The following is a 24,749-nucleotide window of genomic DNA, read 5'->3' as shown; positions in this document are numbered from 1 at the left end:
CGAGAAGGCGCAAGCCGCCCAAGTAGGCGACAATAGCCCTAGCGACTCAGGAGGAAAGCCATGAACTTCCATTCCCTTTACGACCAGGGCTTCGCACGCGTGGCGGCAGTGACGCTCCCCGTTCATCCCGCACAGCCACTGGCCAATGCCGAAGAAATCATTGCAGCCGCGCGAAGCTGCGATGAACGCGGCGTCTCGATCGCGCTCTTCCCTGAGTTGTGCGTTTCGGGGTATGCAATCGATGATCTTCTCCTTCAAGACGTTCTTCTTGATGAGGTCGAGCGCGCGCTGACCACCATCATTGCTGCCAGCGCGGATCTTCTCCCCCTGATCGTCGTCGGCGCGCCACTACGCAAGGGAGCAGCCCTCTACAATTGCGCGGTTACAATCCACCGAGGCCGCGCACTTGCCGTCATCCCGAAGTCCTATCTTCCAAACTACCGCGAGTTCTATGAAAAGCGTCATTTCGTGACTCCGCCGAGCTTTGATAACGATCTTCTTCAGGCTCCGTGGGCCCCAACAGAGCCCTACACGGGCGACGCTCCCCTATTGCCTTTTGGCTCCGTCACAATCGACGTGACCGACATCCCGGGGTTGTGTGTGGGTATTGAGGTCTGCGAAGACATGTGGGTTCCCGTCACCCCCGCTTCACTCCTTGCGCTCGCAGGCGCAACCGTCCTGCTCAACCTGAGCGCCTCCCCCATCACCGTCGGACGAGGCGACGAACGCAAGCTCCTTGCACAGTCGACCTCCGCGCGCTGCGCCTGCGCGTACATCTACACCGCAGCCGGCCCGGGTGAGTCAACGACCGACCTTGCGTGGGATGGGCAGACCCTGATCTACGAGGCCGGGCAGCTTCTTGCCGCCGGGCAGCGTTTCGCCTCGGGAACCCAAATCACCATCGCCGACGTTGATGTCGAGCATCTGCGCACCGAGCGCACGCGTCAGAATTCTTTCACCGACAACGCTCAAAAAATGCTTGAGGGCCTCTCAATCCCACGCCCCTACAGCATCGCCATTGAGATGAACCCGCCGCGAACGGATCTGGGTTTGGAACGCGAGGTCGATCGCTTCCCCTTCGTCCCCGACGACCCGAACCAGCTGGAGCAGGACTGCTACGAGGCCTACAACATCCAGGTTGCGGGGCTCGCAAAGCGTTTGAGCGCTATAGGCCAGCCCAAGGTTGTCATTGGTGTTTCTGGCGGCTTGGATTCAACGCACGCGTTGATCGTTGCGGCTCGAGCAATGGACCTCTTAGGTCGTCCGCGTACAGATATTCTGGGCTACACGCTTCCCGGCTTTGCAACTTCTGCGCGCACGAAGACCAATGCGATTGCGCTGTGCGAAAGATTGGGAGTCTCCTTCAAGGAAATCGATATCACCCCTGCGGCTAGGCAGATGCTGGCTGATATCGATCACCCCTACGCCGATGGCCACGACGACTATGACGTGACCTTCGAAAACGTTCAGGCAGGACTGCGCACGGACTATCTTTTCCGCCTCGCAAATCACCTGGGCGGTATTGTCTTGGGTACCGGTGATCTCTCAGAGCTTGCGCTGGGTTGGTGCACCTACGGTGTGGGCGACCAGATGAGCCACTACGCCGTCAATACCGGCGTCCCCAAGACGATGATCCAGCACCTGATTCGTTGGGTGGTATCTTCTGGCCAGTTCTCCCCCGAAGTTGGCGAGATCTTGCTGTCGATTCTGGGAACCGAAATTTCTCCCGAGCTCGTCCCAGCAAAGCCAGGACAGAAGATGCAGTCCACGCAGGACAAGATCGGCCCCTACAACCTGCAAGACTTCAACCTGTACTACGTGCTTCGACGCGGGGCTCGCCCGTCGAAGATTGCATTCTTGGCAGAGCACGCCTGGTCAGATGCATCTCGCGGCAACTGGCCAGCCGGCTACCCCGAAGAGGACAAGGTTTCATACTCCTTGGACGAAATCGTGAAGTGGGAGCGCCTGTTTATCCGTCGCTATTTCACCCAGCAGTTCAAGCGCAGCGCGCTTCCCAATGGCCCCAAGGTCATGGCTGGCGGATCGCTCTCCCCGCGCGGAGACTGGCGTATGCCTTCGGATGCTTCCGCCGAGGCCTGGCTGCGGGAGTTGGACAGCGCCGTCAGCGGCCTCGTCGACTGAATCTCTCACACGAAAGGGGCTGGGTTACTCACAAACCCAGCCCCGATCAACATTTTCTCACCTTACTTCTTTGGTGATCGCTCACGTGAATCCAACATGAACAGCGCCATCTTGGAAGGCTCAAGCGCGCGCACGGCGTGAGGCAGTCGCGTTCCAAAGTGGATCACATCACCGGGGCGCAGAATCACTGTACGACCGTCAGCGGTGATTTCCAGGGCCCCCTCAAGGGTCTGAAGAATCACGGGCATTGCCGCAGTGTGCTCACTAAGTAGTTCGTCGGTATCGAAGGAAAAAAGAACCAGTCGCATTCCCTCACAGTGCATAACCGTGCGAGAAACCGTTGCCCCCTCATTGACCTGAATCATGGACGCAATGTCTTGAACATCGGTCATGATCGGCACGGGGACCTCAAGATTGGTGTCGTCACTGAGCGTCATTGGTGTCTCCTTCCAGCGGCTTGTGGGCCACGATTGTCACCCCGCACATTGAATCTTGATAGGTGCGGAAAGTCTTTCTCATTCCTAACACACGGGCCCGCAGCTCTCGATCCGAAAGAACATTTCGAATGATTCGCAGTGTCTGTACAAAGCCTTCGTCACGGACATTGCGCGAGAAATCGAGTAGAGCCATCGGCGCGGTTTGGATCGTTTCAACCACGAGGCCGCATTCTTCCAATAGTTCCGCCCACTGCTCGCAGGTCAGCGGGCGCGCGTTCACGTGAATAGCTCGCGCAAGATCTTGACGAATCCGCGTGTGCAATTCTTCGTCAATGTCGTCAGGTTGGACGGCAAGCTCATGGATCGCATAGCGGCCTCCCGGTGCCAGCAGCCGCACGGCCTCGGAAATGATGGCTTTCTTAGACTTCTCTCCCTGCATGGTGAGCATGGCTTCACCAACGACAACATCAGCAGACCCCGACTCCAGTCCGGTGTCGGCGGCATCAGCATTGATCACTGTCCCCCGCGTGCCGACCAACTCTCTTACGTGTTTGGCGGCAACCGGATCTTTATCGACCCCCGTGTACGAGGCCGGGCGTGCAGCAAGAATTTCCGATGCGGTTCGTCCCAACCCGGGAGCGTATTCAACCACCCGGGAGCCCGTTAGCTTCGCCTCGGAGAGCATCTGAAGAGTCAGTTCCAAGCCGCCGGGACGTAGAACTTTCTTTCCGACTCTTGCGAGTACCCAGTGCCCGGGAGCGTTCGAGGCCGGGCGTTGTGAAATGGGAAGGGCCTCGCTTACGTCTGCGTGTTCACCCGTCTGATTCGAGTCACTCACCACATATCCCCTTACTCAAAGAGCTTCTGGCCGACATAGGTGTCCTTCTCACGCACTCCGGGGAGCATGAGGTAGACACCCGACGCCAGGTGCTGAAGGTATTCAGTCAGCTGATCGCTCTTCATCTTCGCCAAAACGGGAATGAAACCCTCAGCGGGGTTCCGCACATAGGCAACGAAGAAGAGGCCCGCATCCAAGCGCCCCAAGTAGTCCACGCCTTCAAGGTAGTTGTATCCACGTCGCAGCATGCGCCGCCCCGAATTGTTATTCGGGTTCATCATGGCGACATGCGAATCTGGAGCAATTGCCAGACCTGAAGATCCAACAGTGGGGTTACCCTCTTGTCCTTCCTTCGCGAAGTCCGGATTCGTGAATTCTTCGCCGCCCGACAAAGGTGCTCCATGGATCTTGTCGCGTCCGATGATCTGTTCTTGTTCGGCCAAGACCAGATCGTCCCAGACCTCCATCATCATCTTGATTTTGCGAACGCACATGTAGGAGCCTCCTGCAGCCCATGCACCCTGATCGTCACCGGCTTGGATCCACAGGTGCTTATCCAATTCGGCTTGAGAGTCTTCGGCCTTGATGTTGGAGGTTCCGTCCTTGAAGCCAAAAAGATTACGAGGCGTTTCCTGGGACTTTGAGGTCGATGAGGTTCGCCCGTACCCCAGTTGCGTCCAGCGCATGGTCGCGCGACCAAAAGCGATGCGCGTGAGGTTGTGAAGGGCGTGGAGATTGACCATGGGGTCTTCGGAACAGGCCTGGATGATGAGGTCTCCGCCGCCGCGCTTGGGGTCGAGCTTTTCTGCTGCCATGGGCGGAATGCCGTCACGCAGAGCAACGGGAAGTTTATCGCCAAGACCAAAGCGATCTCGGCCTTCATCGTCGATGAACAGGGTTTTTCCTACACCGAAAGTGATGGTCAGACCTGCAGGGCCAAGCCCCATCGATTCACCGGTATCGGCCGGCGCCTTCGTCAGTGAAGTTGTGTAGTCCTTGACGAGTTCGCCATGAGTCATGCGTTCAGCGGCCAAGGTCCAGTCTTGGAGAAGCTCAATGAGCGTATCACGGTTCGTGGTCGACAAATCGAAAGCGGCAGTGTGCATCTGCTGCTGAGCGGGAGTAATGATTCCCTGCTGGTGTTCACCGCGGAACTCGTAGGTCTTCTTCATGACATCGGAATCGATGCCATCACCCGCGTGGCGACCGAGGGCAAATCCGCCGCCACCGCCCAGCCCAAGGGTAAGTGCACCGAGGCCGGCTAATCCTAAAAATTGGCGACGCGAGAGTCCTTCTTTGGTGCCCTCGTGATCGGCATTGCCATTGTTTTCAGCTGCTTCGTGATGCTGAGTCATGACTGGGTCCTTTGATGACAGACGGATGGTGAAAGTGATGCCGTTGGGCGTGGCGCGCCTTCAGGTGCGCCACGCCCAACGAGTTGTAACTAGTACTTACTGGACAATTGCTGCCGTCAGCTGTGCCAGGGGCAAGCGAAGCGCATTGACCTTGTCGGAAAGCGCCTTACGGCCAGCTTCGTCGATGCTGTCGTAAGAGACGTAACCGTCGCCGTCCTTGTGCTTATCGAGCTCGTGCTGAAGCTCGGTGAAGGCATCGGTAATCTTTCCTGCCAGCTTGGGATCCTTTGCCTTCGCAAGATCTTCAACGTCACCGTAGGCAACCTTCGCGCCCTCGACGTTTGCGACGAAGTCATACAGATCAGTGTGAGAGAAGGCTTCTTCTTCGCCGGTGATCTTCGTGGTGGCAACCTCTTCAAGCAGCGAGATTGCACCGTTGGAAATATCCGACAGAGAGATCTTGAAGTCGTTGGAGTAGACCAGATCGTAGAGCTTCTGAGTATCTTCGACCAGCTTGTCAGCCATTGCTGTGCGCTGTTCCTCGCTCAGCCCCTGGTAGCCATCGGGACGCCACAGGTCCTTTTCGATTGCGTGCCAGCCGGTCCATTCACCGTCAGCACCTTCTTCCTGCCAGTCAGCTTCGCGCTGGTCCAGTGCGGGGTCAATGTCACCGAAGGCCTCGGCAGTGGGCTCAATGCGCTCGTAGTACATACGGGCGGGAGCGTATGCCTTGCGAGCCGAATCGAAGTCACCCTTCTTGTACAGCTCGGCGAAGGACTTGGTTTGCTCCAGGAGCTGACCGGACTGATCGCGGACGTATGCGGTGTAGTTGGTGACGGCGGCATCGATCTGTGCCTTCTCGTCCGAGCTGACCTCGACTGCCTTGCCCGAGTCGGTCACGGTGAACTCCGCGGCACCAACCAGCGCGCCAACCATGTTCTTCTTGCAGGCGGTGAAGTACTTGCCGGGCTGCAGGGTGACGGTGTAGTCGACCGAGGTTCCGGGGCCCAGATTTTCGCGCTCTCCAACAATGCGGAGCTTGTCTTCGGCAAGAATTTCAAACTCGTTGCGGACGGTTCCGTTGTTGGTCAGCTTGAAGGTGACGACGCCTGAAGGAACGCTCGCGGCAGAGACCTTACACGTGTCATCGGTGATGGTCACGGTCAGCGGTGCGTCGCTTGCGCCAGCACTTCCCGAAGCCGAGGTGCTTGAGGGATTATTGGCGACGCATGCGCTCAAACCCAGCGCAGAAACAGCCGCAACTCCAATGACGAGGCGCGTGCGGGAGGTTTTCATTGTTCTCCTTTAGGGGTGGGGTGTTTGGCGCCGACCATTCCGGAACGGACCAGGAAGAGCGGCAGAATGATGACGATGTAGAGCACCCAGCCGATGAGCTGGAGATGTGTCGGGGAAGCATTGACGTTGAACATTGCTTCCAGAAGGGTCCACCACCACGAGGAGGTGGTCAGCCACGAGTAGACCGAGCCATCTAGGTATGCGGTGATGTTATAGATGGGGATGCCCCATCCGGGAAGTACGGACGATTCTTGAAGGTCTCCAATACCGTAGGAAACGATTCCTGCAGCGACGAAAATTAGAAGAAGACCGGTGATATTGAAGAAGATTGAAAGGTTAATTCGAGCTGCGCCGGTGTAGATGAGCCAGCCGATAACAACGGCGACGAGCAAACCGGTGACCACTCCGAGTGCGGGCGCTGCAATTGCATTTTCAGCAGAAGATTTGATTGTTGCCCACACGAAGAGCGCGGTTTCAATGCCTTCTCGTGCAACTGCAATGAAGGCAATCCACACGACTCCCCACTCTGAGCCAGATGCAAGTTGCGCTGCAGTATCCTCACGAAGTTTGCGCGCAAATTGGCGGGAGTTTGAACTCATCCACAGGATCATCCACGTCACCATGGCAACGGCGACCAGTGAGAGCGTTCCGCCGAGGATTTCCTGCGCCTGGAATGACAGGGTGTAGGGACCCCAGGTCATGATTGCGCCGAGGCTTAAGGGCAGCGCTGCGGCAATGATGACGCCAAACCATACTTTGGGGAGCAGGTTCCTGCGTCCAACCTTCACCAAGTAGGCCGCTACAACTCCGACGATCAGTGCGGCTTCAACGCCCTCTCTGAGGGCAATCAAGAAGTTCGCGAGGAACATTCATCTCCCAACCGAATGATTTACGACAACCATTCATAACCTAATTTACTGAACTTAGGATAACCTGTGTTACCTAAGTACGTCCCCTTTCGTTGTCTTTCTCACGCTGAACAGACGAAAGGCGGTGTAGGCTCAACCCAGAAGCCGCATCAGAAGGAGAACCCATGCGTCCCATCCACTGGATCATCGTCTTGATCGTTGTCCTTGTTCTTTTTGGCGCTCAAAAGCTCCCCGACTTGGCACGCTCCATCGGCAAGAGCGCAAAAATCCTCAAAGAGGAAATGAACGACCTGTCTCAAGACTCCTCATCCACCAGCGAGCAGACATCCATGTCTGAGCCTGAAAACACAGATTCGTCGAAGTAATTCCCTTCTCAACGCGCCATCATTTCGCTGCGAACCAATGACCCGGGCTGATTCTGACGCATATATGTCATTGACGCGCCACCTCCTCGAGCTGCGCGCGCGGCTTCTGCTCAGTCTTGCAGGCATCCTCGTTGGAGCAATCGGCGCGTGGTTCCTCTACACTCCGGCAACCACGTGGCTCACGCGTCCACTCGCCTCAGCCGGGGCCTCGGGAATCAACTTCCGCACGATCATCGGCCCCTTTTCGACACACATCACCTTCGCACTCTGGGCGGGCTTCATCCTGACAACTCCGTGGTGGCTGACCCAACTCTGGCTCTTCATCGCCCCCGCTCTCACGCGCACGGAAAAACGACGCACCGCACTGATCGCAATTCCCAGCGCGATTCTTTTCCTTGCGGGAGTCGCCTCGGCGCTGTGGTTCCTCCCCCACGCGGTCAGCCTTTTACTTTCTGAGCTTCCCCAAGGCACCTCTGCGCTGCTGGATTTTGATTCCTATATCAGCTTCGTCGTGATCCTGACTTTGGTGATCGGTGCGTCTTTCCTTTTCCCCATGATCATCATCGGGATTCACACCCTTGGCTTGGCCTCGACTTCTCAGATTCTGCGCCGCTGGAGGTGGGCAGTCGTGGGTGCGACAGTTTTTGCGGCGATTACGAATCCACTCCCCGACCTGTGGTCGATGATTCTTCAGATGTGCGCACTTCTTGCCCTGTATTTTGGTGCGCTTGGGGTGTGCTGGCTTCGCGATCTTCTTGCGAGGCGTCGGAAGCGTAAGCGCGAAGCTGCGCCATCGCCTGATCCGATTGGCTCCTGAACGAGGCCGACACCTCCAACCAGCGTCTGCGCACTTCGAGGATGCGTCGCGCAGCCTCGCTCATTCCCTTGGGCCCCAGAACCACGAGGACCACCACAGCGATGATGATCGCTTCGGGCCCGCTGATTCCTAAGAAGTCCATGTCGTCACTCTTGCACGTTAACGCCCCTGCGGGCAAGCACAGTTGAGGTCAGGACCAGCCCCGCGCCCGCGAGTGGGATGACGATCATCGCCGAAAGCAACGAGGTGTGCTGCACAACGAGGCCGACAAGCGGGGGTGCCGCAAGGAAGGCGAGGCGCCCCAGCCAGGAGACGATCGTCAGTCCCGTGGCGGGGTTCATCCCGCGGATATCGTGGGCTGCGTTGTAGGCCAGAGGTACCGAGGCCGCGCATCCCAGTCCTGCGGCGGCGAAACCAACGAGAAGCGCGGGGAATGTGCCAATGGCGAGAGCACTTCCCATTCCGATCAAAATGAGGGCTCCTCCCCCACAAATGACGGCACGGGGGCCATAACGATGAACAAACGAATCAGCGATAAAACGACCACACGCATGCGTTGTTAAGAGAACGACATAGCCCGAACCAGCGAGTCCCGCACCGGCGTGGGCATAGTCTCGCATGAAGAGCGTCGCCCACGAGGAGGCGGCGTCTTCAATCAGCATGCCTGAAATACACAAGATGACGAGCAGAGCAAGGACAAGGACCGGATGCCACGAAACTGTCCGCACTCGGGAGGAATCATCGGCCTCGTCTTCGTTGTTGTCTTGTGGGTCTGCACCGCGGATAGTGAAGGGCATCACCGCGAGCCCAAGTACGATGCAGATGCATGAGGCGACGAGGCTGTGGATCAGAAGAGAAATGTGAAAAGTAGTGGTCAAGACGCCAAAGAGACCACCAACCGCAGCTCCGACAGACCACATCCCGTGGAAAGCATTGATGATTGGCCGACCGTAGAGGCGCTGGAGACGAAATCCCTGCATGTTCTGTGCAACATCAACAATTGAATCGCTGCAGCCATTGAGGAGGAAACTCGAGGCAAGAATGACGTAGAGAATTGTGGCAACAGTTGGCGAGACACCTGCATGGGCGCGAAGCGTTGAGGTGAGGCCAATGAAGAGAACCGCAAGACCGACCCCGATGGTCATGACCGAGGCAACCACGCGCGAGGTTAAGCGGCGAACCGCTCGCGCAGCGAAAGGACCAGCGAGAATTCCTCCCAGGGATGACAGCGCGATGGTTGCACCATAGGCACTGGAGGAAAGACCGAAGGCATCTTTAATTTCAGGGAAGCGTAAAACAAGACTGCCCAAGAGCGCGCCATTAGTGAAGAAAAGCGCAAAAATCGCAGCGCGCGCCCTGCGACGCGCACTGCGGGTCACAACTGCTTGTTCCACCTAACACTCCTTGACGATCGACAGAGCGCGTCGCGTTCTAGTGGATCGTAGCAGTCAAAGATGGGAGAAAACTCATCGCATCAGCGGCTATCACCACCGCGAAAGTCGCTGGCTGGTCCACTCGCGCTCTTGCGTTTTCTATTTTCTGTCTAAGGCTAGGACGAGTGACCCCTGAAAATTGGCACTCTCCGAGTAGGCTTAAGACGTACATTCCTGGTCACAGATGTGAAGGAGGCACTCGTGGCAGAAAATACTCGTACCGAATCCGATTCCATGGGCACCGTTGAGGTTGCTGTCGATCGTTACTGGGGCGCACAAACAGAGCGTTCGCTCCACAACTTCGACATCGGTCGTAACACTTTCGTGTGGGGACGCCCCATGGTTCGCGCACTTGGCACTTTGAAGAAGGCTGCTGCGCTTGCAAACGCCGAACTCGGCGAGCTCCCCCAGGACATCGCAGACCTGATTGCTCGCGCCGCCGACGAGGTGATCGAGGGCAAGCTCGATGATCACTTCCCGCTGGTCGTCTTCCAGACTGGATCCGGCACGCAGTCGAACATGAACGCGAACGAAGTCATCTCCAACCGCGCGATCGAGCTTGCTGGTGGCGTCATGGGCTCCAAGACTCCCGTTCACCCCAATGACCATGTGAACCGCGGCCAGTCCTCGAATGACACCTTCCCCACTGCAATGCACATTGCTGTGGTCCAGGAACTCCAAGCGATGTATCCGCGCGTTGAGCAGCTGCGCAATACTTTGGATGCAAAGTCAAAGGAATACGCGGATGTCGTCATGGTGGGACGCACCCACCTGCAGGACGCCACCCCCATTACTCTTGGCCAGGTTATTTCCGGCTGGGTTGCGCAAATTGATTTCGCCCTCGACGGCATTCGCTACGCGGATTCTCGCGCACGCGAGCTGGCGATCGGTGGAACCGCAGTGGGAACGGGCCTTAACGCTCACCCCGCTTTCGGCAAGCTCGCCGCGAAGAAGATTTCTGAGGAAACCGGCATTGAGTTCAAGCAGGCCGATAACCTCTTCGCAGCCCTGGGCGCACACGACGCACTCGTTTTGGTCTCTGGCGCACTGCGTGTTCTGGCCGATGCGCTCATGAAGATTGCCAACGATGTGCGCTGGTACGCCTCCGGCCCGCGCGATGGCATTGGCGAACTGATCATTCCCGAGAATGAACCCGGTTCGTCCATCATGCCCGGCAAGGTCAACCCGACCCAGTGCGAGGCCATGACCATGGTCGCGACCCAAGTCTTCGGCAACGACGCAACCGTTGGTTTCGCCGGCTCTCAGGGCAACTTCCAGCTCAACGTTTTCAAGCCCGTTATGGCGTGGAACGTTCTGGAATCCATCCGACTGCTTGGCGATGCGTGCGTTTCCTTCGATATCCACTGCGCGTACGGCATCGAGCCCAACCGTGAGAAGATCCAGCATCACTTGGATATCAACCTGATGCTGGTGACCGCTTTGAACCGCCACATCGGTTATGACAAGGCTTCAAAGATTGCGAAGAACGCACATCACAAGGGCATTTCTCTGCGTGAGTCCGCTCTTGAGCTGGGCTTTGTCACCCCCGAAGAGTTCGACGCGTGGGTTGTTCCCGCCGACATGACGCACCCCAGCGCAGCAGATCAGTGATCTAGGGCGCCTCTAGCGAATTACTGAGTGGTCCCCGGTCTGGATGTCCAGGCCGGGGACCACTTTTCACGCTCTAAACCATTGACGAAGCATCACTATTTATGCATGTAGCTGGAAACTATTCAGCCGTAATATGCACACAGTCGCAGACTTAATCAAAATCACAAGCGCTTGTACTGAAGCTCCCTCTACCCAGATTTATGATTTTTTCGTGAGAAAATCCCTAATCACTCCCATCATCCTTGCAGTCGCCCTTTTCGCCTGCGTTTTTGCTCCAGCACTGCGCCCCATGGTTCTCGTTGCGGGACTAGTGGCCGCAGTCTTCTTACCTTTTGCAGCGATCTGGCATCAGACCGCTTCTGAAGGCCCCTCATACCAACGAAATCTCTACGGCGCACTAGCCTTAGCTCTGATTCTCATCAGCCCGGCGATCACTGCCCTGGTGATGAACACAGCCGCCTAAAGCCAAGCACCAACCCCCTTCAATAGTTGTGGGGCGATCACAACTGTGGTCGCCCCACATTTTTATGCCTTGACCTGCAGAAAAACTATTGACAAGGGATTAAACACCCGGGGATAATTATTCATGGGTGCACCAAAGAACCGCTGCACGCCACCTGTCTTTCCTTCGCGGCTTCCCTCACCGCCACCGCCAGCTTTGCGCGACCACTTTCCTTCAATTTCAAGGAAGAAGTCTAGTTCACTCCAAACTGGCCATCGTTTACATAATCGGCTCCTGCTGCAACCAATGGGATCCGAATTCGTTCCACTAGGAGGAATAATGTCAAATCTACGCAGCGCGACTGTCGACACTCAATGGAACGCATGGGAGACATCCACCTATCTTGTTTTCGTTGGCGGCCTTCCACTTCTCTTACTTTGGCTTCCACCTCTCTTCCATGACAACCCATTAATTTGGCTCACGAAACCAGTCGCTATCGCCATTGTTGTTGGGCTCTTACTGGCACTCACTGGAAGCATTCTCAGGATTAGAAATATCGTCGGTCCCTCACGGGTGATTCGAATTATTTCAGTCGTTGTGAATTTCAGTATTCCTCTAATCGTCATTGGAACACTGTTGGGGACGCTCCATATGACCGCCGCCGAAAGCTTCTATGCTTTCTCACTAGAGTACGAAAACATTCTCTGGCCGAGCTGCTTGTCTTTGGCCTTTGCTGGATTCACGGCATTGGATCTGTGGGTTCCACGACCGGAAGTTGCTTCGCTCACTCTTCACAAACCAACCCTCTAACTGATCTGGGTGGCGAACTAAGACGTTCGCCACCCAGAATTTTGTCTCAGCGCACATAGGGGCTGACGACGACTTCCGCCTTTTGCAGGTCCTTCACTTCCGAATACCCTGTCGAGGCCATGGTCCTCTTAAGCGCACCGATGAAGTTGAGCGTTCCATCCGCTCGCGTCGAGGGACCGTACAAGATTTCACTGAAGGTCCCCGAAGTTCCCACGCGCACGCGGTGACCGCGCGGGAGTTCTGGGTGCGTGGCCTCGGAACCCCAATGCCAACCGCGTCCGGGGGCCTCCTCGGCGCGCGCAAGGGCAGCCCCCATCATTACCGCGTCTGCACCACACGCGATTGCGCGCGTCATGTCACCGGAACGCCCAATTCCGCCATCCGCAATCACGTGGACGTAGCGACCGCCAGACTCATCCATGTAGTCACGGCGTGCGGCAGCAACATCAGCGATTGCCGTGGCCATGGGAGCATGGACACCCAGGGACTGGCGAGTTGCATGGGCCGCTCCCCCGCCAAAGCCGACCAGAATACCTGCAGCACCCGTACGCATTAGGTGCAAGGCAGCGGTGTCGGTAGAAACTCCACCGACAATAACGGGAACATCAAGCTCATAGATGAAGCGTTTGAGGTTGAGGGGCTCTGCACGCGAGGAGACATGCTCGGCAGAAACCGTCGTCCCACGGATCACGAAGAGATCAACACCCGCCTCGACAACAGCGCGCCAATAGCGCTGGGTCCGCTGGGGGGAAAGCTTTCCGGCGACCACGACTCCCGCGTCTCGGATGTACTGGAGGCGTTCGGTGATGAGATCAGCCTGGATGGGTGCCGAATAGATTTGCTGAAGCCGCGCGATCGAACCTTCGGCGGGGAGCTGGGCAATCTCATCCAAGATCGGTTGAGGATTTTCGTAACGAGTCCACAGACCATCCAGGTCTAAAACCCCAATTCCACCGAGCTTGCCAAAAAGAATTGCCGTATCAGGACTCATCACCGAGTCCATGGGGGCGGCCATGATGGGGACGTCGACATGGTAGGCATCGATCTGCCACCCAACGTTTACGTCGGCAGGGTCCCTGGTTCTGCGTGCCGAAACAAGTGCGATGTCATCTAGCGTGTATGCGCGGCGGCCTCGTTTTCCTCGACCGATTTCGACCTCATTACCCATGGAGCCATTGTAGTCACTCCCCCGGTGGGGCGATATTGTCCCCGCATCGAAGACACGCCACATACATCAACATTAAAGTGGCACATTTCACAGTTGGCTTGCATTCTGATACGACTTTACCTTTGACCAGAAAGCTCTGTGGAGACATGACGATCACCCACAAATTTTTACCCAATTTTTAGAATATTAAGGACGAGGCCATGGGTGCACTTCACCAGTTCCCAACCTTTTACTTTTCCATCCACACCTGCAGAAACCACCCTGAACGCCGAGGATGAAAAACACTTGAAGAGAAGGGCAGCAATGCGCAGAATGTATACGTCATCACAAATACACCCGCAAGTGGTGTTCGCCATTTGATCCGCAGGAGGTCATCATGTTGACAGCAGCAGCTGCCACTCAAAGGGATTTCCGTCGCAGTTCACGCGCGGAAAGCCGCATTGCGCAGGACGTATCGCGCCGCACAAACGAGCGCACACCCCGTAAGTTGGGATCTCGCGATCGCGCCCAGATGCCTGGTGCATACACGCGTTTCTCATTCCCCTTGCCTTTGCATCCCTGATTCATCACAGTTCATCTAGCGATGTCCCACTTCCAGGACGAAGTGGGACATCTTTTTATCCGGATCCGAAATTGGACGCAAATGACGGAGCAACGGTGCACACTTAAGGCATGACACACACATCAGTTCCCTCGTGGGACCAACTCCCCTGGCTTGGCTTTGATACTGAGACGACTGGGGTCAACCCACACACTGACCGCTTGGTTACCGCGGCGCTGGTGCTGCGCGAAGGCGGCGCCGCAGCCGCTACTGGCTCTGACGTCATCACGACGTGGCTTGCAGACCCCGAAGTTGACATCCCTGACTCGGCGGCCCAGATTCACGGGATCACGACCCAGATGGCACGAACCCAGGGCCGCCCGATCCGTGAAGTTCTTGAAGAGCTTGCCGCTTCTCTCGCCTCACATATGGGACACGGATATCCCGTTGTCGCGTTCAACGGAAGCTTCGATTTCACCTTGCTCGAAGAAGAACTCCGCAGACATGGACTCCCCACTCTCGCCGAAAGGCTCGGCCTGAGCGAACCCGCGCCCATCATCGACCCCTTGGTCTTGGACCGCCATCTTGATCGCTACCGCAAGGGGAAAAAGCAGCTTTCTCTCATGGCCAGCGCATACGGGGTCCCCGTTTCAGAAAATGCGCATACCGCCGAATATGACGTGGTCATGACCCTGGATGTACTGGCAGCAATCGCCCGCAAGTTCCCGGATTGTGCAACGCAGAGCTGCGCTCAAATCCACGCATTTCAAAAGGAAGCTCACGCTGCCTGGGCAGAAAACTTTGAAAGCTTTCTACGTTCGCGGGGACGGGACACACACATCGACCGAGAGTGGCCCCAGATCACGCCGAGAGGTCGTAGCGACGACCAGGAGTAAGCATGCTTCGTGCGGGTACACCGAGTACCGCCGTTTTCACCATGTCTTGGGAATCGCCTGCGTCTGGGCGCCTGTACGAGGAAGCCGCCGGACAACGGCCACGGTACCCGGCGTAGAGGCAGGGCTTGGTCGATCTTCGAGCCGAACGCTGAACTGCAGGCTCGCTGCGCGGACAGCGGGCTGGTGAGAGAAAGCCGAAGTCTCGGTTCTGGTCCTCGATAGCGGCGTCGGTCGCGGTGACCTACATGCCTTCGCACACAATGCATGGGATTGCAGCTACCCCCTCGCGGGAAACGGGAATCTTGATGAAGAGGTCGCCGCCGATCTCGCGGTGCAGAGCGCGGACCTCGGCGACCATGTCGTCAGCGCGCTGGGAGACGTTCTGGACGCGCAGTTGGGCGCCCGTCGGGCAGGAAGATGTTGAATTAAGTGCCGAACGCCGAGGAGTTCCTTGTCCTCCCGGTGCAGAATCGTTCGGACGGTCGTCACTCCGTCGATGGGCGGCCATTCCAGAGGCTTTGCTGTGGAATAGACATCCGCATGATCGATGAGGATGAACATTGGAGCGATTCTTTTGCACTCTTGCGAGTTTTCGTAGCTCTAAAACAGTGCGGGCGGGGAGCAGCCCGTCGACTGCACCCCGCCCGCGTTTCACGCTCGATTGAGCCGTTCGACGATGAGCTTCGCAGCTTCTGCATTGCCACCTGCGTTGCATGTCTCTCTCCGAAACTCGGAAAGACGCGTGTGACACTCACGATCAGATAACACACGCATGGCAGCCTCACGAAGCACATCGGCAGTTACTGCATCGGCCTCCAACACTTCGCCCAATCCCAGCTCTTTCACCCGCCGAGCCACAGTCGGCTGATCGTTACCAACTGGTACCACCAGCATCGGCACTCCGTAGAAGAGTGCCTCATTAACGCTGTTCATTCCTCCGTGGGTAATAAAGAGAGATGCTCGTGCAAGCACCTCAAGCTGCGGAACCCTGCGGCGGACCATAATCGTGGGTGGCAAGGAGCCCAGGCTTTCAGGACGTACAGACCCACCGATCGCCATAACAACGCGCACGCCACAGCTGCGGAACGCTTCCACACACCGACGGAAGAAACGCTCGGACTTATTGAGTTCTGTCCCAAGAGATATGTAGATGAGGGGGCCACTACCCCCGGGAGGCGAAAATGACTCACTGCAACGTCCATCGATAGACGCCCCTACGAACGCGTATCGAGATGAAGGAAATTCCTTGGCATATATCTGAAAGCTCCGGGGCGTATAGACGATATTGAGGCTAGGGCTATTACACGCAATCTCGGCTTCGATCTCTCGGAAGCGTCACCCATATCTCCTACTTAAAGGTGCAGAAATGAGCGATCTAAGGCGCGGAAAACGGAAGATCGAGGTTAAGTACAACCCACCGCTTCGCCCGAAGTCGTCCAGTACATGCTCATTGAGCGCAAAGGTTGAGAAGATCCTGATCGGGACTATCCCCAAACGGTCGGCGAGTGCTTTTCCTGAAACAAAGAGCATCTCGTAAATAAGGCAATCGTAGTCTGAGCCGACACGCAGCACCGTCCGGTAAGCAGCACTCCAGCAGTGCATGCGATCCTGGAATGGACTCGGACAGAGGGGATAGTCGTCATAAGGGACAAAATGTGCGCCCGTATCTTCCACAGCTTCCCGCCACGTAGGCGAATGAATGTAGGTCACACGATGTCCCATATCAGTGAGTACCCGAGCTAAGCCGAGCGTCGGGTTCGTGTGCCCAGAAAACGGTAGATTCACCATGAGAATGGAGTAGAAATCACGCTCATTCATAGAAACGACCTACCCCATTTTTGATGACTGCGATAGAGTCCTCACTGAGCACCGGGGCGTCGAAACGCTCGAGGAAAGCAGCGATAAAATCCACCTTTTGGCACTTTCGCTCATAAGAATCCGAAACGATCAGCGGGTCAATCCACACATCTACAAGCAGAACCAACACTTCAGCGACTTCACCCGGGAACGCACAGCCAATTTCACCAGACTCCATTCCCTGGCGCAGCATTCGTTCCAAGTGGGGCGCGAGCGTTGTCAGGGAGTGACGCAATGATCCCAGCAAGGCTTCAGGAACCTCGCTTACCCAGTTGGCGCGCCCGATACCATTTTGCGGACCGGAGGCGACCATATGCGCCGTGAGGCTTGTCATCCTATCGATCACCGACACATCCGATTGTGCAGCCAAATCTTCGACAAATGCATTCAAATACTGCAACTCACCCTGAATAACGGAACCCAACACCTCCTGCTTCGATGAGAAATGGTGATAGATCGCCCCCTTCGACATTCCACTTGCCCCGACGATATCTTGCATGGTTGTACTGTCGTACCCGTTCTCCGCGAATAGCTGTCGGGCAGCTGCACAGATCATCTCCCGAGTACGCTCGGACTTCTCCGCCTGATTCATACAACCTCCATAACAAACCGCTGGTCGGTTTTATTTTAACGCCCTCCCCACACTGCCGCGACTTGACGGAAGAACCAGCTCCCGCCCCGCTTTTCCCAACACCTATCTACACAGCGGCTATATAAAAATTTAATTACCTCCAAAACACGAACGCCCCTACCGCCTCAGACACCATCATTCGTCCCGGTCACCTTCAGCAATAGAAAGCGGGCGGGAGCAGTCCACCGACTGCTCCCGCCCGTCACAAACGCTCGAACCGCGATTACTTCGCCGAAGAGTGATAGTTCGGAGCCTCAGTTGTCATCTGGACATCATGCGGATGCGACTCGCGCAGACCCGCAGACGTAATGCGAACAAAACGACCATTACGCTTCACAGCATCGATGGTTGAGGCGCCCAGGTAGAACATCGTCTGGTGCAAACCGCCAACCAGCTGGTAGACGACGGCTGCAAGTGCCCCGGTGTAGGGAACCTGACCTTCGATACCTTCGGGAACGATCTTGTCGTCCGAAGACACATCCGCCTGGAAGTAGCGGTCCTTCGAGTAGGACTTGCGTCCACGCGAACTCATCGCACCCAAGGAGCCCATGCCGCGGTAACGCTTGTACTGCTTACCGTTGGTGAAGACAACCTCACCAGGAGATTCTTCACAGCCTGCCAGCAAGGACCCCAGCATGACCGTGTCGGCGCCGGCAACGATGGCCTTACCAATATCGCCCGAATACTGCAGACCACCATCAGCGATGAGCGGAACACCCGCAGGCTTGCAAGCCAAAGAAGCCAAGTGAATCGCGGTCACCTGAGGCACACCGACGCCCGCGACGACTCGAGTCGTGCAGATCGAGCCCGGTCCAACGCCAACCTTCACAGCGTCGACACCCGCATCGATCAGAGCCTGAGCACCTTCGGTCGTTGCGACGTTGCCGCCAATGATCTGAACGCCATCAAAAGTCGGGTCCGCCTTGATCTTACGGATCATCTCCAATGCCAAAGCTGCGCCGCCGTTTGCGGTGTCTACTACCAAGACATCGACACCCGCATCACGAAGCGCACACGCACGCTCCCAGGTATCTCCCCAGTAGCCCACTGCAGCGCCAACCATGAGGCGGCCGCGTTCATCCTTTGTTGCATTCGGGTACTGCTCAGTCTTGACGAAGTCCTTAACGGTAATCAGACCCGTTAGTCGCCCATCCTCATCGATAATTGGCAGCTTTTCAACGCGGTTCGTCGCAAGCAAAGCCTTCGCTTCTTCACGGCTAGTTCCAACCTTTCCGGTTACCAGTCGCTCGCGAGGAGTCATGCAATCACGAACCTTCAAGGAAGCCCACTGATCCGTGGGAACGAAGCGTAGATCGCGGTTGGTAATGATGCCGATGAGCTGTTGGTCATCATCCACGACAGGCAGGCCAGAGACGCGATAGTGCCCACACAGCTGATCCAGTTCTTCGATGGTCGCATCGGGGCCGATGGTCACGGGATCCTCGACCATTCCCGACTCGGAACGCTTCACCTGACGAACCTGGGAGGCCTGTTCTTCGATCGAAAGGTTGCGGTGCAGAATTCCGATACCACCTTGGCGGGCCATCGCAATCGCCATGCGCGCCTCGGTCACCGTATCCATCGCCGCAGAAAGCAGAGGAATACGCAGGCGGATCTTCTTCGTCAGCTGCGCCGAGGTATCAACCTGTGAGGGAACAACATCGGTCAGTTCGGGAAGAAGCAGAACGTCATCGTAGGTCAGTCCGGTCAAAGCAAAAGGATCATTGTGAATGTCTGCCATGAACGAAGTCTAGGCCTCTTGAAGCCCAAGAGCATACTGCCGTCGACCGAAATACCGCGAGGCGTGGCTAAGGTCACCAATAATGAGCCGTATTACTCCGCGAGTTGCTTGAGAGCCAGGGCAAAGCAGGGAGTGTTTCCGACCTGCGGGAGCAGGAGCATCTGGGCCACATGGTAAGCATCCGCCTTGCCTTCCCACGTCGTACCAGACTCCACACCCGAGGCGTCCACTTCATGAATCCAACGCCCCGTGGCCTCGCGAAGATAACGGTCCGCCCAATCAACCCACTGCGCATACAAGGTACTCAACTCAGCCACGCGGGAAGCGTCCCCTGCTTCTTCATGAACTCGACCAAGCACACACGCACTATTAACGGCCTCGCACAAGACCCAGTGCATACGGGTATCAACGACCGGGCGACCGTTCCAGTCGGTTGTGTAGACGAAGCCTCCGGCGCCATGGCGATCCCAACCATCGGCGCACGAACGATTAAAGAGTTGTTCAGCAGCTTCGACCATCCAGTCATCGTGATCACCGAGGCCGATCAGTGCTGCGCGCGTATGAAGAATCAGGCGCGCCCACTCCATACCGTGACCGGGGGTGGCGCCATAGGGACGGAAAGGATCCGAAGGGCGATCCGCATTGTGCTCGGGGAGCATATTCCAGTCAGCATCGAAGTGTTCAGGAATGCGCCAGTGAAATTGCTCGGCAGTGTCGGCAACGAAACGGCAAATGCCGCGAGCACGGTCCAGCCACAGGCGATCCCCTGTCGCATCGAAGGCGGCAAGGTAGGCCTCGACAGTGTGCATATTGGCGTTCACGCCGCGGTAGTCCTCGCTGATGGTGTAGTCGCGGTTCCAGGCTTCGCGGACGCGTCCGAACTCAGGTTCCCACCAGTGTTGGTCTTGGTCAGTCAACGCACGATCGAGCAGCTCTCGAGCTCCGGGACGTCCCAGAACAGTAGCGGCACTCGAAGACAGAATGACAAAGGCATGCGCGTAGGCTTGCTTGAGGCCGCCATTTGCGGGTTCAACGACCTTCCAATGTGGGCCGTCTTCGCGTTCAACAATTTCAGTGACGAGGCCCGAGTACCATCCACCGTTCTCGCGGTCGTACATCGGGCCTTCGGAGAGGCAGCGAATTCCGTGGTCTACCAGAGGAATTGCCCAGTCATAGCCCTTGAGTGCAGCCAGTGCAAAAACATAGGTCATGCGCCCCGTAATCCACAGTTCAACGGGCTTGGAAGGATCGACGACACCATTGCGATCGAGGTATCCGAATCCACAGTCAACGACGGATCCTGCTGCAAAATGAGCGAGTTCTTCGAATTCTTCGTCAAATGCCTCAATGAGCTGAGGATCTTCCCACGGGGTCATCTTTATTCCTCTGCGTGTTGCCGCACCTGCGCGGCGTAATAGATACGCGTCTACGCTAACACGTTCTTCAACGTGCAGTAACCGTTACGAGGCCAATTCCACTAAACCGGGCAAGTTCCCTGTTTATGCGGGGTTACTTTGTGCGCGCTGCGGCTCGAGCAAGCTTCGCTCCAAGCAGCGCTAAAGTTTCTTCCACACACGCTGAAACAGTGCGAACACGCAACACATGATCATCCAGAACGCGCGGCGACTGGGAGCCAACCGCGATCACGTCAATTCCATGGTTGTGCACTGCCGAGGCCACGAAGTTCTTACACTCTTCCCCTTGGCCCAAGGTAATAAGTGCAGCGACGTTGGAATCGATATTCTCGACAAAGGCATCGAGCTTTTCTTTTCCGCCAACCCATCCGCGGCTGCAGGCGCCCAAGACAACAACATTGGGCCCATACCAGCGAAGAGCAACTCCGATAACGTGAGCAGGAAGCAGGTGCGCACGGTCTCCCAAAATAATGATGCTGGGAGAGGAAGGGAACTTCGGTTCAGGGCGCTGCTCCGACATCGCACGCAGAACGTCATACATCGCTTGGGTTAAGAGCGATGAACCTGCAACACCGGGAATCTCCCCATGATAGTCCGTTGCCATGACTTCGAATGCAGGCTCAACTAAAAGCATCCACGTATGAAGCAGGCCTTTTTCACTGATGCTCGCCTCGATCAAGTGAACAAGCTTCTCGCGGTCTCCCGTGCGCGCGGCAGCAACCAGTTCATCCGCTGTGCGCGGAGGGGCAACTTCTTCGAGATCTCCTCTGGACTGAGAAAGCACAATCGCAGCGGCATCTGCAGGAGTAACACCACTTTGAATCAGTTCAATCATGTGGCTGAGTCGAGCAACATCTTCAGGAAGGTATCGCCGGTGACTACCCGCGGAGCGCTCGCCCGGTCCCAGACCATAACGTCGTTCCCAGGTTCGAAGAGTCGAGGCAGAGACGCCAAGCTTGGAAGAAACAGCAGTAACGGTCAGCGGTGCGTCATGAGCGGGGGGAAGCACAAGTTGTGCGCGGGGCATCGCCTTCTCCTGCCTTTCTGAAGGATACCTAAATGAATGCTACCTATTGATTGTCAGCTCTGAAGGTCGTCTTCGCCAATCGAGGGCTGAGATTTTGTCCGCTCACAGCTGAGCAAGAATATGTGACAGGCAACAAAATTGCGCTTTCAGCCTCCTTACAGCTGACCGTTATATGCCGTAATAATGCGGTTTTGGCTGGAAGTTAAAGCATTTTCGGTTTCCTGTGAAACAACTATGATTATGTGACAAGGGCTTGAATAACTCTTGCACAATTCGGTAGCCTTCATTCAGTCCTTCCTCAAGAGATCGTCTCTTGCCGGAAAGACCAATGAATGGAGGTACTCATGTCTGACGTCTCCCGACTGCCCGGACCTTCGATTGATGCGTGGGAATGGCAGTACCAGGGCGCATGTCGCGACCTCGACACGGAACTTTTCTTCCACCCCGAGGGTGAACGAGGCTCTACTCGTCGCCGTCGTGCAGCTGGCGCTAAGGCCATTTGCGCAACCTGCCCCGTCATCGAGCAGTGCCGCGAATATGCTCTGCGCGCTCAGGAGCCCTATGGAATCTGGGGCGGCATGACAGAAGAGGAACGACGCGAAGAAGTTCAGCGTCGTCGGATCCGCCGAGCATCCTGACGCACTTCATACGTAAACAACAAACTCGCTCGGGACGCTTCCCGGGCGAGTTTCTCATGCTCGCAGATTATTCGCCCTCACGAGCCCCATACAATACACTGAACTGATCCCCATCAATTCAGGCGAAAGGTGACCAATGACGACGCGCCAAGGCAGCAAACAACGAATCATCGCTATCGCTCTTCTCGCATGTGCTGTCGCACTCATTTGCGGTGCCGTGTGGTGGACCAACCGCCCCTCTACCCCCGCAGCAACTTCATCGGCCTCGGCGATGCCCAGCGCAACTGCAATGCAGCAGACACCACAAGCGACGGTCGCGCCCACCGCGCAAAGTTCCTTTGCCCCCACGGTTACCGACGAGCAGGGACTCAGCATCATCCACGCGCAGCAGCACCGTGACCCCGGCGATGCTCGCGCGAAGGGAAGCGTTGACGCTCCTGTTGTCATGGTGCTCTACTCTGATTTCTCGTGCCCCTACTGCACGCGCCTTGCCAAGCAGGTCGAACCTCAGCTTGAGGATTTGGTCGCAAACGGCACGCTCAGGATCGAGTGGCGCGACCTCGCACAGATCTCCCAGTCCTCTCCCCTTGCCGCTCAGGCGGGAATCGCAGCGGCCAATCAGGGACGTTTCTGGGAATTTGTTGCAGCAGCCTACGGAGAAGCTGATCCCTCCGGACACCCCGAATACACGATGGATTCTTTGACGGCACTTGCCCAAAAGGCCGGCGTGAGTGACCTCGATAAGTTCCGTGCGGATACGACGGATGCGAATACCGCAGCCCAAGTTAAGCAGGCGCAGAATGATGCCTACCAGATCGGGATTCAAGGCACTCCCTTCATGTTCATTGGCGATAGCTTCATTTCGGGCTACCGCGATGCTGACTACATCCGCGCAACCATTGCGAACCAAGCCGAGCACCTCAAGAAGTGAACCCTTTTATCGCCTTCTTAGGCGGAGTTTTGACGCTGTGTGCGCCCTGCTCAGTCATGCTCCTGCCTGCGTTCTTTTCCTACGCATTCCGTTCTCCTAGTCAGCTCATCGCACGCTGCGGGATCTTTTGGCTCGGGCTCATGACTCCGCTCATCCCGCTTGGCATTGCTCTATCTGGGGTCGTTGCGCTCATCCGCGAGCATGCCTCTTTGATCACCCACGTTGTTGCCTTCCTCGTGATCTGCGCGGGAATCATCACCATCGCGGCCCTTGACTTTCCAAAATTCCACTTCGGTAGTCCGAGGCCTGCGCCCACGCGGCCGGCCACGAAACTTACCTTGAGCACGCCCACTGCAGCTGGCCAGCTCAGCGCCCACGCGGCCTCGACGCCTCAAGTTTCTCTTTCCCCCGCCGGCGCACCCTCGGGAGAAAAGAGCACCCCCATCGCGGTTTATCTTCTGGGGATTACCTACGGGATCGCCGGCGTCGGATGCGCGGGGCCCATTCTAGGAGCGGTTCTTGCGACCTCAGCGCTGGGAGGCTCCCCGGTTTCTGGCGCAATTTCGATGGTCTTCTACTCGGCAGGAATGGCATTTCCTTTGCTTGTCCTTGCACTGGTCTGGAGAAAAACCGCCGGCCGCGTTCAAGCAATTATCCGCCCCAAACCGCTGCGATTTTTGGGCCGCGAAACGACCTGGACCAATGTCATTTCGGGCTTGGTTTTAATCGCTCTGGGGCTGCTTCTCCTGCTCGTTGACCTCGGCAATCCTCTTGGAGGTCTCATCTCACTGGGAACCTTGTCGGGGTGGGAGGAAACGATCATCGCTACCTTCGGCGCGATCCCCTGGTGGGTCTTTGCAGCTGCTGGAGTATTGATTGTTGCTGCTATTTTCATGCTGGTTCCCCGCAGCGAGTCCTCGAATCAACCCGGGACTTCTTCAGATAAAAAGTGATGGGCCCGGACCTTATTGTCCGGACCCATCCTCAACAAGCGCTGAGCGCGCCTGTATCAAGATTTTCAGCGCTCGACGATCGCCAGAACGTCGCGTGCAGACAGGATCTGCAGCTCTTCGCCGTCGTACTTGACTTCGGTGCCACCGAAACGGCTGAAGATCACGTGGTCGCCAACCTTGACGTCGACGGGGACGCGGTTGCCGTTGTCATCAACGCGGCCGGGGCCAACAGCCAGAACTTCGCCTTCCTGGGGCTTTTCCTTGGCTGCATCGGGGATGTAGAGACCTGAAGCGGTCTTTTCTTCGCTGTCAACCTGACGGATAACAATGCGATCTTCGAGGGGCTTAATGGTGATTGCCATGTCAGCACTCCCTTTCTTCTCGTAACGATTTGTCATCCCTTCCCTGCCGTCGCGGGGGTCAGGTATGGGATCGCAATGTGTTTACGGACTCAGTTTAGGCTTCGATTGGCACTCTAGCAAACTGAGTGCCAGCTTCTTCCTTTCTCTCCACCTGAACCCCCCACACACCCCACT

At 56.7% G+C, this 24,749-nt stretch carries 26 protein-coding genes and 1 pseudogene; 11 read left to right on the top strand and 16 right to left on the bottom strand.

Annotated elements, in window-relative coordinates; translation table 11 throughout:
- The first annotated feature begins 60 nt into the window (after positions 1 to 60).
- Positions 61 to 2,142: an NAD(+) synthase gene (locus BQ8011_RS03855; protein ID WP_072457472.1), complete on the top strand. Its 2,082-nt coding sequence runs from the start codon at positions 61 to 63 to the stop codon at positions 2,140 to 2,142.
- A gap of 62 nt (positions 2,143 to 2,204) precedes the next feature.
- Here BQ8011_RS03855 and BQ8011_RS03850 read toward each other — a convergent pair whose 3' ends face one another.
- The 5 genes from BQ8011_RS03850 to efeU all read right to left on the bottom strand — a co-directional run bounded on the left by BQ8011_RS03850 (position 2,205) and on the right by efeU (position 6,937).
- Positions 2,205 to 2,579, bottom strand: a complete 375-nt coding sequence (locus tag BQ8011_RS03850; protein ID WP_072457470.1) for a cupin domain-containing protein — start codon at positions 2,577 to 2,579, stop codon at positions 2,205 to 2,207.
- The gene (locus BQ8011_RS03845) at positions 2,566 to 3,417 is read right to left on the bottom strand and encodes a class I SAM-dependent methyltransferase (protein WP_072457861.1); all 852 of its coding nucleotides are present in this window, start codon (positions 3,415 to 3,417) and stop codon (positions 2,566 to 2,568) included. Before BQ8011_RS03845 ends, BQ8011_RS03850 begins: the two co-directional genes overlap by 14 nt.
- An 11-nt stretch (positions 3,418 to 3,428) precedes the next feature.
- Positions 3,429 to 4,772: an iron uptake transporter deferrochelatase/peroxidase subunit gene (efeB, locus tag BQ8011_RS03840; protein ID WP_072457468.1), complete on the bottom strand. Its 1,344-nt coding sequence runs from the start codon at positions 4,770 to 4,772 to the stop codon at positions 3,429 to 3,431.
- Positions 4,773 to 4,868: 96 nt separating this feature from the next.
- Complete coding sequence (gene efeO, locus BQ8011_RS03835) at positions 4,869 to 6,068, bottom strand: iron uptake system protein EfeO (protein ID WP_072457466.1); 1,200 nt, start codon at positions 6,066 to 6,068, stop codon at positions 4,869 to 4,871.
- Positions 6,065 to 6,937, bottom strand: a complete 873-nt coding sequence (gene efeU / locus BQ8011_RS03830; protein WP_072457464.1) for an iron uptake transporter permease EfeU — start codon at positions 6,935 to 6,937, stop codon at positions 6,065 to 6,067. Before efeU ends, efeO begins: the two co-directional genes overlap by 4 nt.
- Before the next feature lie 164 nt (positions 6,938 to 7,101).
- On the opposite strand from efeU, the gene tatA reads away from it, so the two are divergent.
- Positions 7,102 to 7,302, top strand: coding sequence for a Sec-independent protein translocase subunit TatA (gene tatA, locus BQ8011_RS03825; protein ID WP_072457462.1), 201 nt, complete (start codon positions 7,102 to 7,104; stop codon positions 7,300 to 7,302).
- A 64-nt stretch (positions 7,303 to 7,366) separates the two neighbouring features.
- Entirely contained in the window at positions 7,367 to 8,119 is a 753-nt protein-coding gene (gene tatC, locus BQ8011_RS03820) for a twin-arginine translocase subunit TatC (protein WP_234952144.1), read from the top strand.
- 58 nt (positions 8,120 to 8,177) lie between these two features.
- On the opposite strand, the pseudogene BQ8011_RS09295 reads toward tatC, so the two are convergent.
- Both BQ8011_RS09295 and BQ8011_RS03810 read right to left on the bottom strand, forming a co-directional pair.
- Positions 8,178 to 8,261 (bottom strand): annotated as a pseudogene (locus BQ8011_RS09295) (twin-arginine translocase TatA/TatE family subunit); the annotation flags it as partial.
- Between the two features lie 4 nt (positions 8,262 to 8,265).
- Positions 8,266 to 9,513 (bottom strand): MFS transporter, encoded by a 1,248-nt coding sequence (locus tag BQ8011_RS03810; RefSeq protein WP_072457456.1) that lies wholly within the window; start codon positions 9,511 to 9,513, stop codon positions 8,266 to 8,268.
- A gap of 240 nt (positions 9,514 to 9,753) precedes the next feature.
- On the opposite strand from BQ8011_RS03810, the gene fumC reads away from it, so the two are divergent.
- From fumC to BQ8011_RS03795, 3 genes are all read left to right on the top strand, one after another.
- A complete protein-coding gene (gene fumC, locus BQ8011_RS03805) occupies positions 9,754 to 11,163 on the top strand; it encodes a class II fumarate hydratase (protein ID WP_072457454.1) in 1,410 nt (469 codons plus the stop codon).
- A 211-nt stretch (positions 11,164 to 11,374) separates the two neighbouring features.
- Positions 11,375 to 11,626: a hypothetical protein gene (locus tag BQ8011_RS03800; protein WP_157885007.1), complete on the top strand. Its 252-nt coding sequence runs from the start codon at positions 11,375 to 11,377 to the stop codon at positions 11,624 to 11,626.
- A 318-nt stretch (positions 11,627 to 11,944) separates the two neighbouring features.
- Positions 11,945 to 12,415 carry a hypothetical protein gene (locus BQ8011_RS03795; protein WP_072457450.1) on the top strand — a complete coding sequence of 157 codons (471 nt, stop codon included), beginning with the start codon at positions 11,945 to 11,947 and terminating at the stop codon, positions 12,413 to 12,415.
- A gap of 46 nt (positions 12,416 to 12,461) precedes the next feature.
- Here the strand turns inward: BQ8011_RS03795 and BQ8011_RS03790 are convergent, their stop codons facing one another.
- Positions 12,462 to 13,583, bottom strand: a complete 1,122-nt coding sequence (locus BQ8011_RS03790) for a GuaB3 family IMP dehydrogenase-related protein (protein WP_072457448.1) — start codon at positions 13,581 to 13,583, stop codon at positions 12,462 to 12,464.
- A 376-nt stretch (positions 13,584 to 13,959) separates the two neighbouring features.
- Here BQ8011_RS03790 and BQ8011_RS09130 point away from each other — a divergent pair, with 376 nt between their 5' ends.
- Positions 13,960 to 14,145, top strand: coding sequence for a hypothetical protein (locus tag BQ8011_RS09130; protein ID WP_034501400.1), 186 nt, complete (start codon positions 13,960 to 13,962; stop codon positions 14,143 to 14,145).
- 110 nt (positions 14,146 to 14,255) lie between these two features.
- Positions 14,256 to 15,020 (top strand): exonuclease domain-containing protein, encoded by a 765-nt coding sequence (locus BQ8011_RS03780; RefSeq protein ID WP_072457446.1) that lies wholly within the window; start codon positions 14,256 to 14,258, stop codon positions 15,018 to 15,020.
- A gap of 241 nt (positions 15,021 to 15,261) precedes the next feature.
- Here BQ8011_RS03780 and BQ8011_RS03775 read toward each other — a convergent pair whose 3' ends face one another.
- The 7 genes from BQ8011_RS03775 to BQ8011_RS03750 form a co-directional block, all read right to left on the bottom strand.
- A complete protein-coding gene (locus BQ8011_RS03775) occupies positions 15,262 to 15,528 on the bottom strand; it encodes a hypothetical protein (protein WP_231945369.1) in 267 nt (88 codons plus the stop codon).
- A 143-nt stretch (positions 15,529 to 15,671) separates the two neighbouring features.
- Complete coding sequence (locus BQ8011_RS09125; protein WP_327021917.1) at positions 15,672 to 16,226, bottom strand: nucleotide disphospho-sugar-binding domain-containing protein; 555 nt, start codon at positions 16,224 to 16,226, stop codon at positions 15,672 to 15,674.
- A 129-nt stretch (positions 16,227 to 16,355) separates the two neighbouring features.
- A complete protein-coding gene (locus tag BQ8011_RS09120) occupies positions 16,356 to 16,838 on the bottom strand; it encodes a glycosyltransferase family protein (protein WP_231945368.1) in 483 nt (160 codons plus the stop codon).
- The gene (locus BQ8011_RS03765) at positions 16,831 to 17,469 is read right to left on the bottom strand and encodes a TetR/AcrR family transcriptional regulator (RefSeq protein ID WP_072457444.1); all 639 of its coding nucleotides are present in this window, start codon (positions 17,467 to 17,469) and stop codon (positions 16,831 to 16,833) included. The genes BQ8011_RS09120 and BQ8011_RS03765 overlap by 8 nt, the downstream gene beginning before the upstream one ends.
- A gap of 262 nt (positions 17,470 to 17,731) precedes the next feature.
- The gene (gene guaB, locus BQ8011_RS03760; RefSeq protein ID WP_072457442.1) at positions 17,732 to 19,249 is read right to left on the bottom strand and encodes an IMP dehydrogenase; all 1,518 of its coding nucleotides are present in this window, start codon (positions 19,247 to 19,249) and stop codon (positions 17,732 to 17,734) included.
- Between the two features lie 92 nt (positions 19,250 to 19,341).
- Positions 19,342 to 20,625, bottom strand: coding sequence for an AGE family epimerase/isomerase (locus tag BQ8011_RS03755; RefSeq protein ID WP_072457440.1), 1,284 nt, complete (start codon positions 20,623 to 20,625; stop codon positions 19,342 to 19,344).
- 133 nt (positions 20,626 to 20,758) lie between these two features.
- Entirely contained in the window at positions 20,759 to 21,691 is a 933-nt protein-coding gene (locus BQ8011_RS03750; protein ID WP_072457438.1) for a MerR family transcriptional regulator, read from the bottom strand.
- Between the two features lie 344 nt (positions 21,692 to 22,035).
- Between BQ8011_RS03750 and BQ8011_RS03745 the strand changes: the two genes are divergently transcribed.
- The 3 genes from BQ8011_RS03745 (at position 22,036) to BQ8011_RS03735 (ending at position 24,213) form a co-directional block, all read left to right on the top strand.
- Positions 22,036 to 22,329, top strand: a complete 294-nt coding sequence (locus BQ8011_RS03745) for a WhiB family transcriptional regulator (protein WP_034501378.1) — start codon at positions 22,036 to 22,038, stop codon at positions 22,327 to 22,329.
- 136 nt (positions 22,330 to 22,465) lie between these two features.
- On the top strand, positions 22,466 to 23,260 hold the full coding sequence (locus tag BQ8011_RS03740) for a DsbA family protein (protein WP_072457436.1): 795 nt from the start codon (positions 22,466 to 22,468) through the stop codon (positions 23,258 to 23,260).
- A complete protein-coding gene (locus BQ8011_RS03735) occupies positions 23,257 to 24,213 on the top strand; it encodes a cytochrome c biogenesis CcdA family protein (RefSeq protein ID WP_072457434.1) in 957 nt (318 codons plus the stop codon). Before BQ8011_RS03740 ends, BQ8011_RS03735 begins: the two co-directional genes overlap by 4 nt.
- A 65-nt stretch (positions 24,214 to 24,278) precedes the next feature.
- Here the strand turns inward: BQ8011_RS03735 and groES are convergent, their stop codons facing one another.
- Positions 24,279 to 24,575, bottom strand: a complete 297-nt coding sequence (groES, locus tag BQ8011_RS03730) for a co-chaperone GroES (RefSeq protein WP_034501374.1) — start codon at positions 24,573 to 24,575, stop codon at positions 24,279 to 24,281.
- Positions 24,576 to 24,749: the final 174 nt, after the last annotated feature.

Source organism: Actinomyces marseillensis, from assembly GCF_900155605.1.
Taxonomy (GTDB): Bacteria; Actinomycetota; Actinomycetes; order Actinomycetales; family Actinomycetaceae; genus Pauljensenia; species Pauljensenia marseillensis.
This window is presented reverse-complemented; position numbering and strand designations above follow the sequence as displayed.

What these genes read in the sequence shown, in the direction of transcription:
- BQ8011_RS03855 (WP_072457472.1), top strand. Translation starts at nt 61, where the DNA reads ATGAACTTCCATTCCCTTTACGACCAGGGCTTCGCACGCGTGGCGGCA.
- BQ8011_RS03850 (WP_072457470.1), bottom strand. Translation starts at nt 2,579, where the DNA reads ATGACGCTCAGTGACGACACCAATCTTGAGGTCCCCGTGCCGATCATG.
- efeB (WP_072457468.1), bottom strand. Translation starts at nt 4,772, where the DNA reads ATGACTCAGCATCACGAAGCAGCTGAAAACAATGGCAATGCCGATCAC.
- efeO (WP_072457466.1), bottom strand. Translation starts at nt 6,068, where the DNA reads ATGAAAACCTCCCGCACGCGCCTCGTCATTGGAGTTGCGGCTGTTTCT.
- efeU (WP_072457464.1), bottom strand. Translation starts at nt 6,937, where the DNA reads ATGTTCCTCGCGAACTTCTTGATTGCCCTCAGAGAGGGCGTTGAAGCC.
- tatA (WP_072457462.1), top strand. Translation starts at nt 7,102, where the DNA reads ATGCGTCCCATCCACTGGATCATCGTCTTGATCGTTGTCCTTGTTCTT.
- tatC (WP_234952144.1), top strand. Translation starts at nt 7,367, where the DNA reads ATGTCATTGACGCGCCACCTCCTCGAGCTGCGCGCGCGGCTTCTGCTC.
- BQ8011_RS03795 (WP_072457450.1), top strand. Translation starts at nt 11,945, where the DNA reads ATGTCAAATCTACGCAGCGCGACTGTCGACACTCAATGGAACGCATGG.
- BQ8011_RS03790 (WP_072457448.1), bottom strand. Translation starts at nt 13,583, where the DNA reads ATGGGTAATGAGGTCGAAATCGGTCGAGGAAAACGAGGCCGCCGCGCA.
- BQ8011_RS09130 (WP_034501400.1), top strand. Translation starts at nt 13,960, where the DNA reads ATGTTGACAGCAGCAGCTGCCACTCAAAGGGATTTCCGTCGCAGTTCA.
- BQ8011_RS03780 (WP_072457446.1), top strand. Translation starts at nt 14,256, where the DNA reads ATGACACACACATCAGTTCCCTCGTGGGACCAACTCCCCTGGCTTGGC.
- BQ8011_RS03775 (WP_231945369.1), bottom strand. Translation starts at nt 15,528, where the DNA reads ATGGCCGCCCATCGACGGAGTGACGACCGTCCGAACGATTCTGCACCG.
- BQ8011_RS09120 (WP_231945368.1), bottom strand. Translation starts at nt 16,838, where the DNA reads ATGAATGAGCGTGATTTCTACTCCATTCTCATGGTGAATCTACCGTTT.
- BQ8011_RS03765 (WP_072457444.1), bottom strand. Translation starts at nt 17,469, where the DNA reads ATGAATCAGGCGGAGAAGTCCGAGCGTACTCGGGAGATGATCTGTGCA.
- guaB (WP_072457442.1), bottom strand. Translation starts at nt 19,249, where the DNA reads ATGGCAGACATTCACAATGATCCTTTTGCTTTGACCGGACTGACCTAC.
- BQ8011_RS03755 (WP_072457440.1), bottom strand. Translation starts at nt 20,625, where the DNA reads ATGACCCCGTGGGAAGATCCTCAGCTCATTGAGGCATTTGACGAAGAA.
- BQ8011_RS03750 (WP_072457438.1), bottom strand. Translation starts at nt 21,691, where the DNA reads ATGCCCCGCGCACAACTTGTGCTTCCCCCCGCTCATGACGCACCGCTG.
- BQ8011_RS03745 (WP_034501378.1), top strand. Translation starts at nt 22,036, where the DNA reads ATGTCTGACGTCTCCCGACTGCCCGGACCTTCGATTGATGCGTGGGAA.
- BQ8011_RS03740 (WP_072457436.1), top strand. Translation starts at nt 22,466, where the DNA reads ATGACGACGCGCCAAGGCAGCAAACAACGAATCATCGCTATCGCTCTT.
- groES (WP_034501374.1), bottom strand. Translation starts at nt 24,575, where the DNA reads ATGGCAATCACCATTAAGCCCCTCGAAGATCGCATTGTTATCCGTCAG.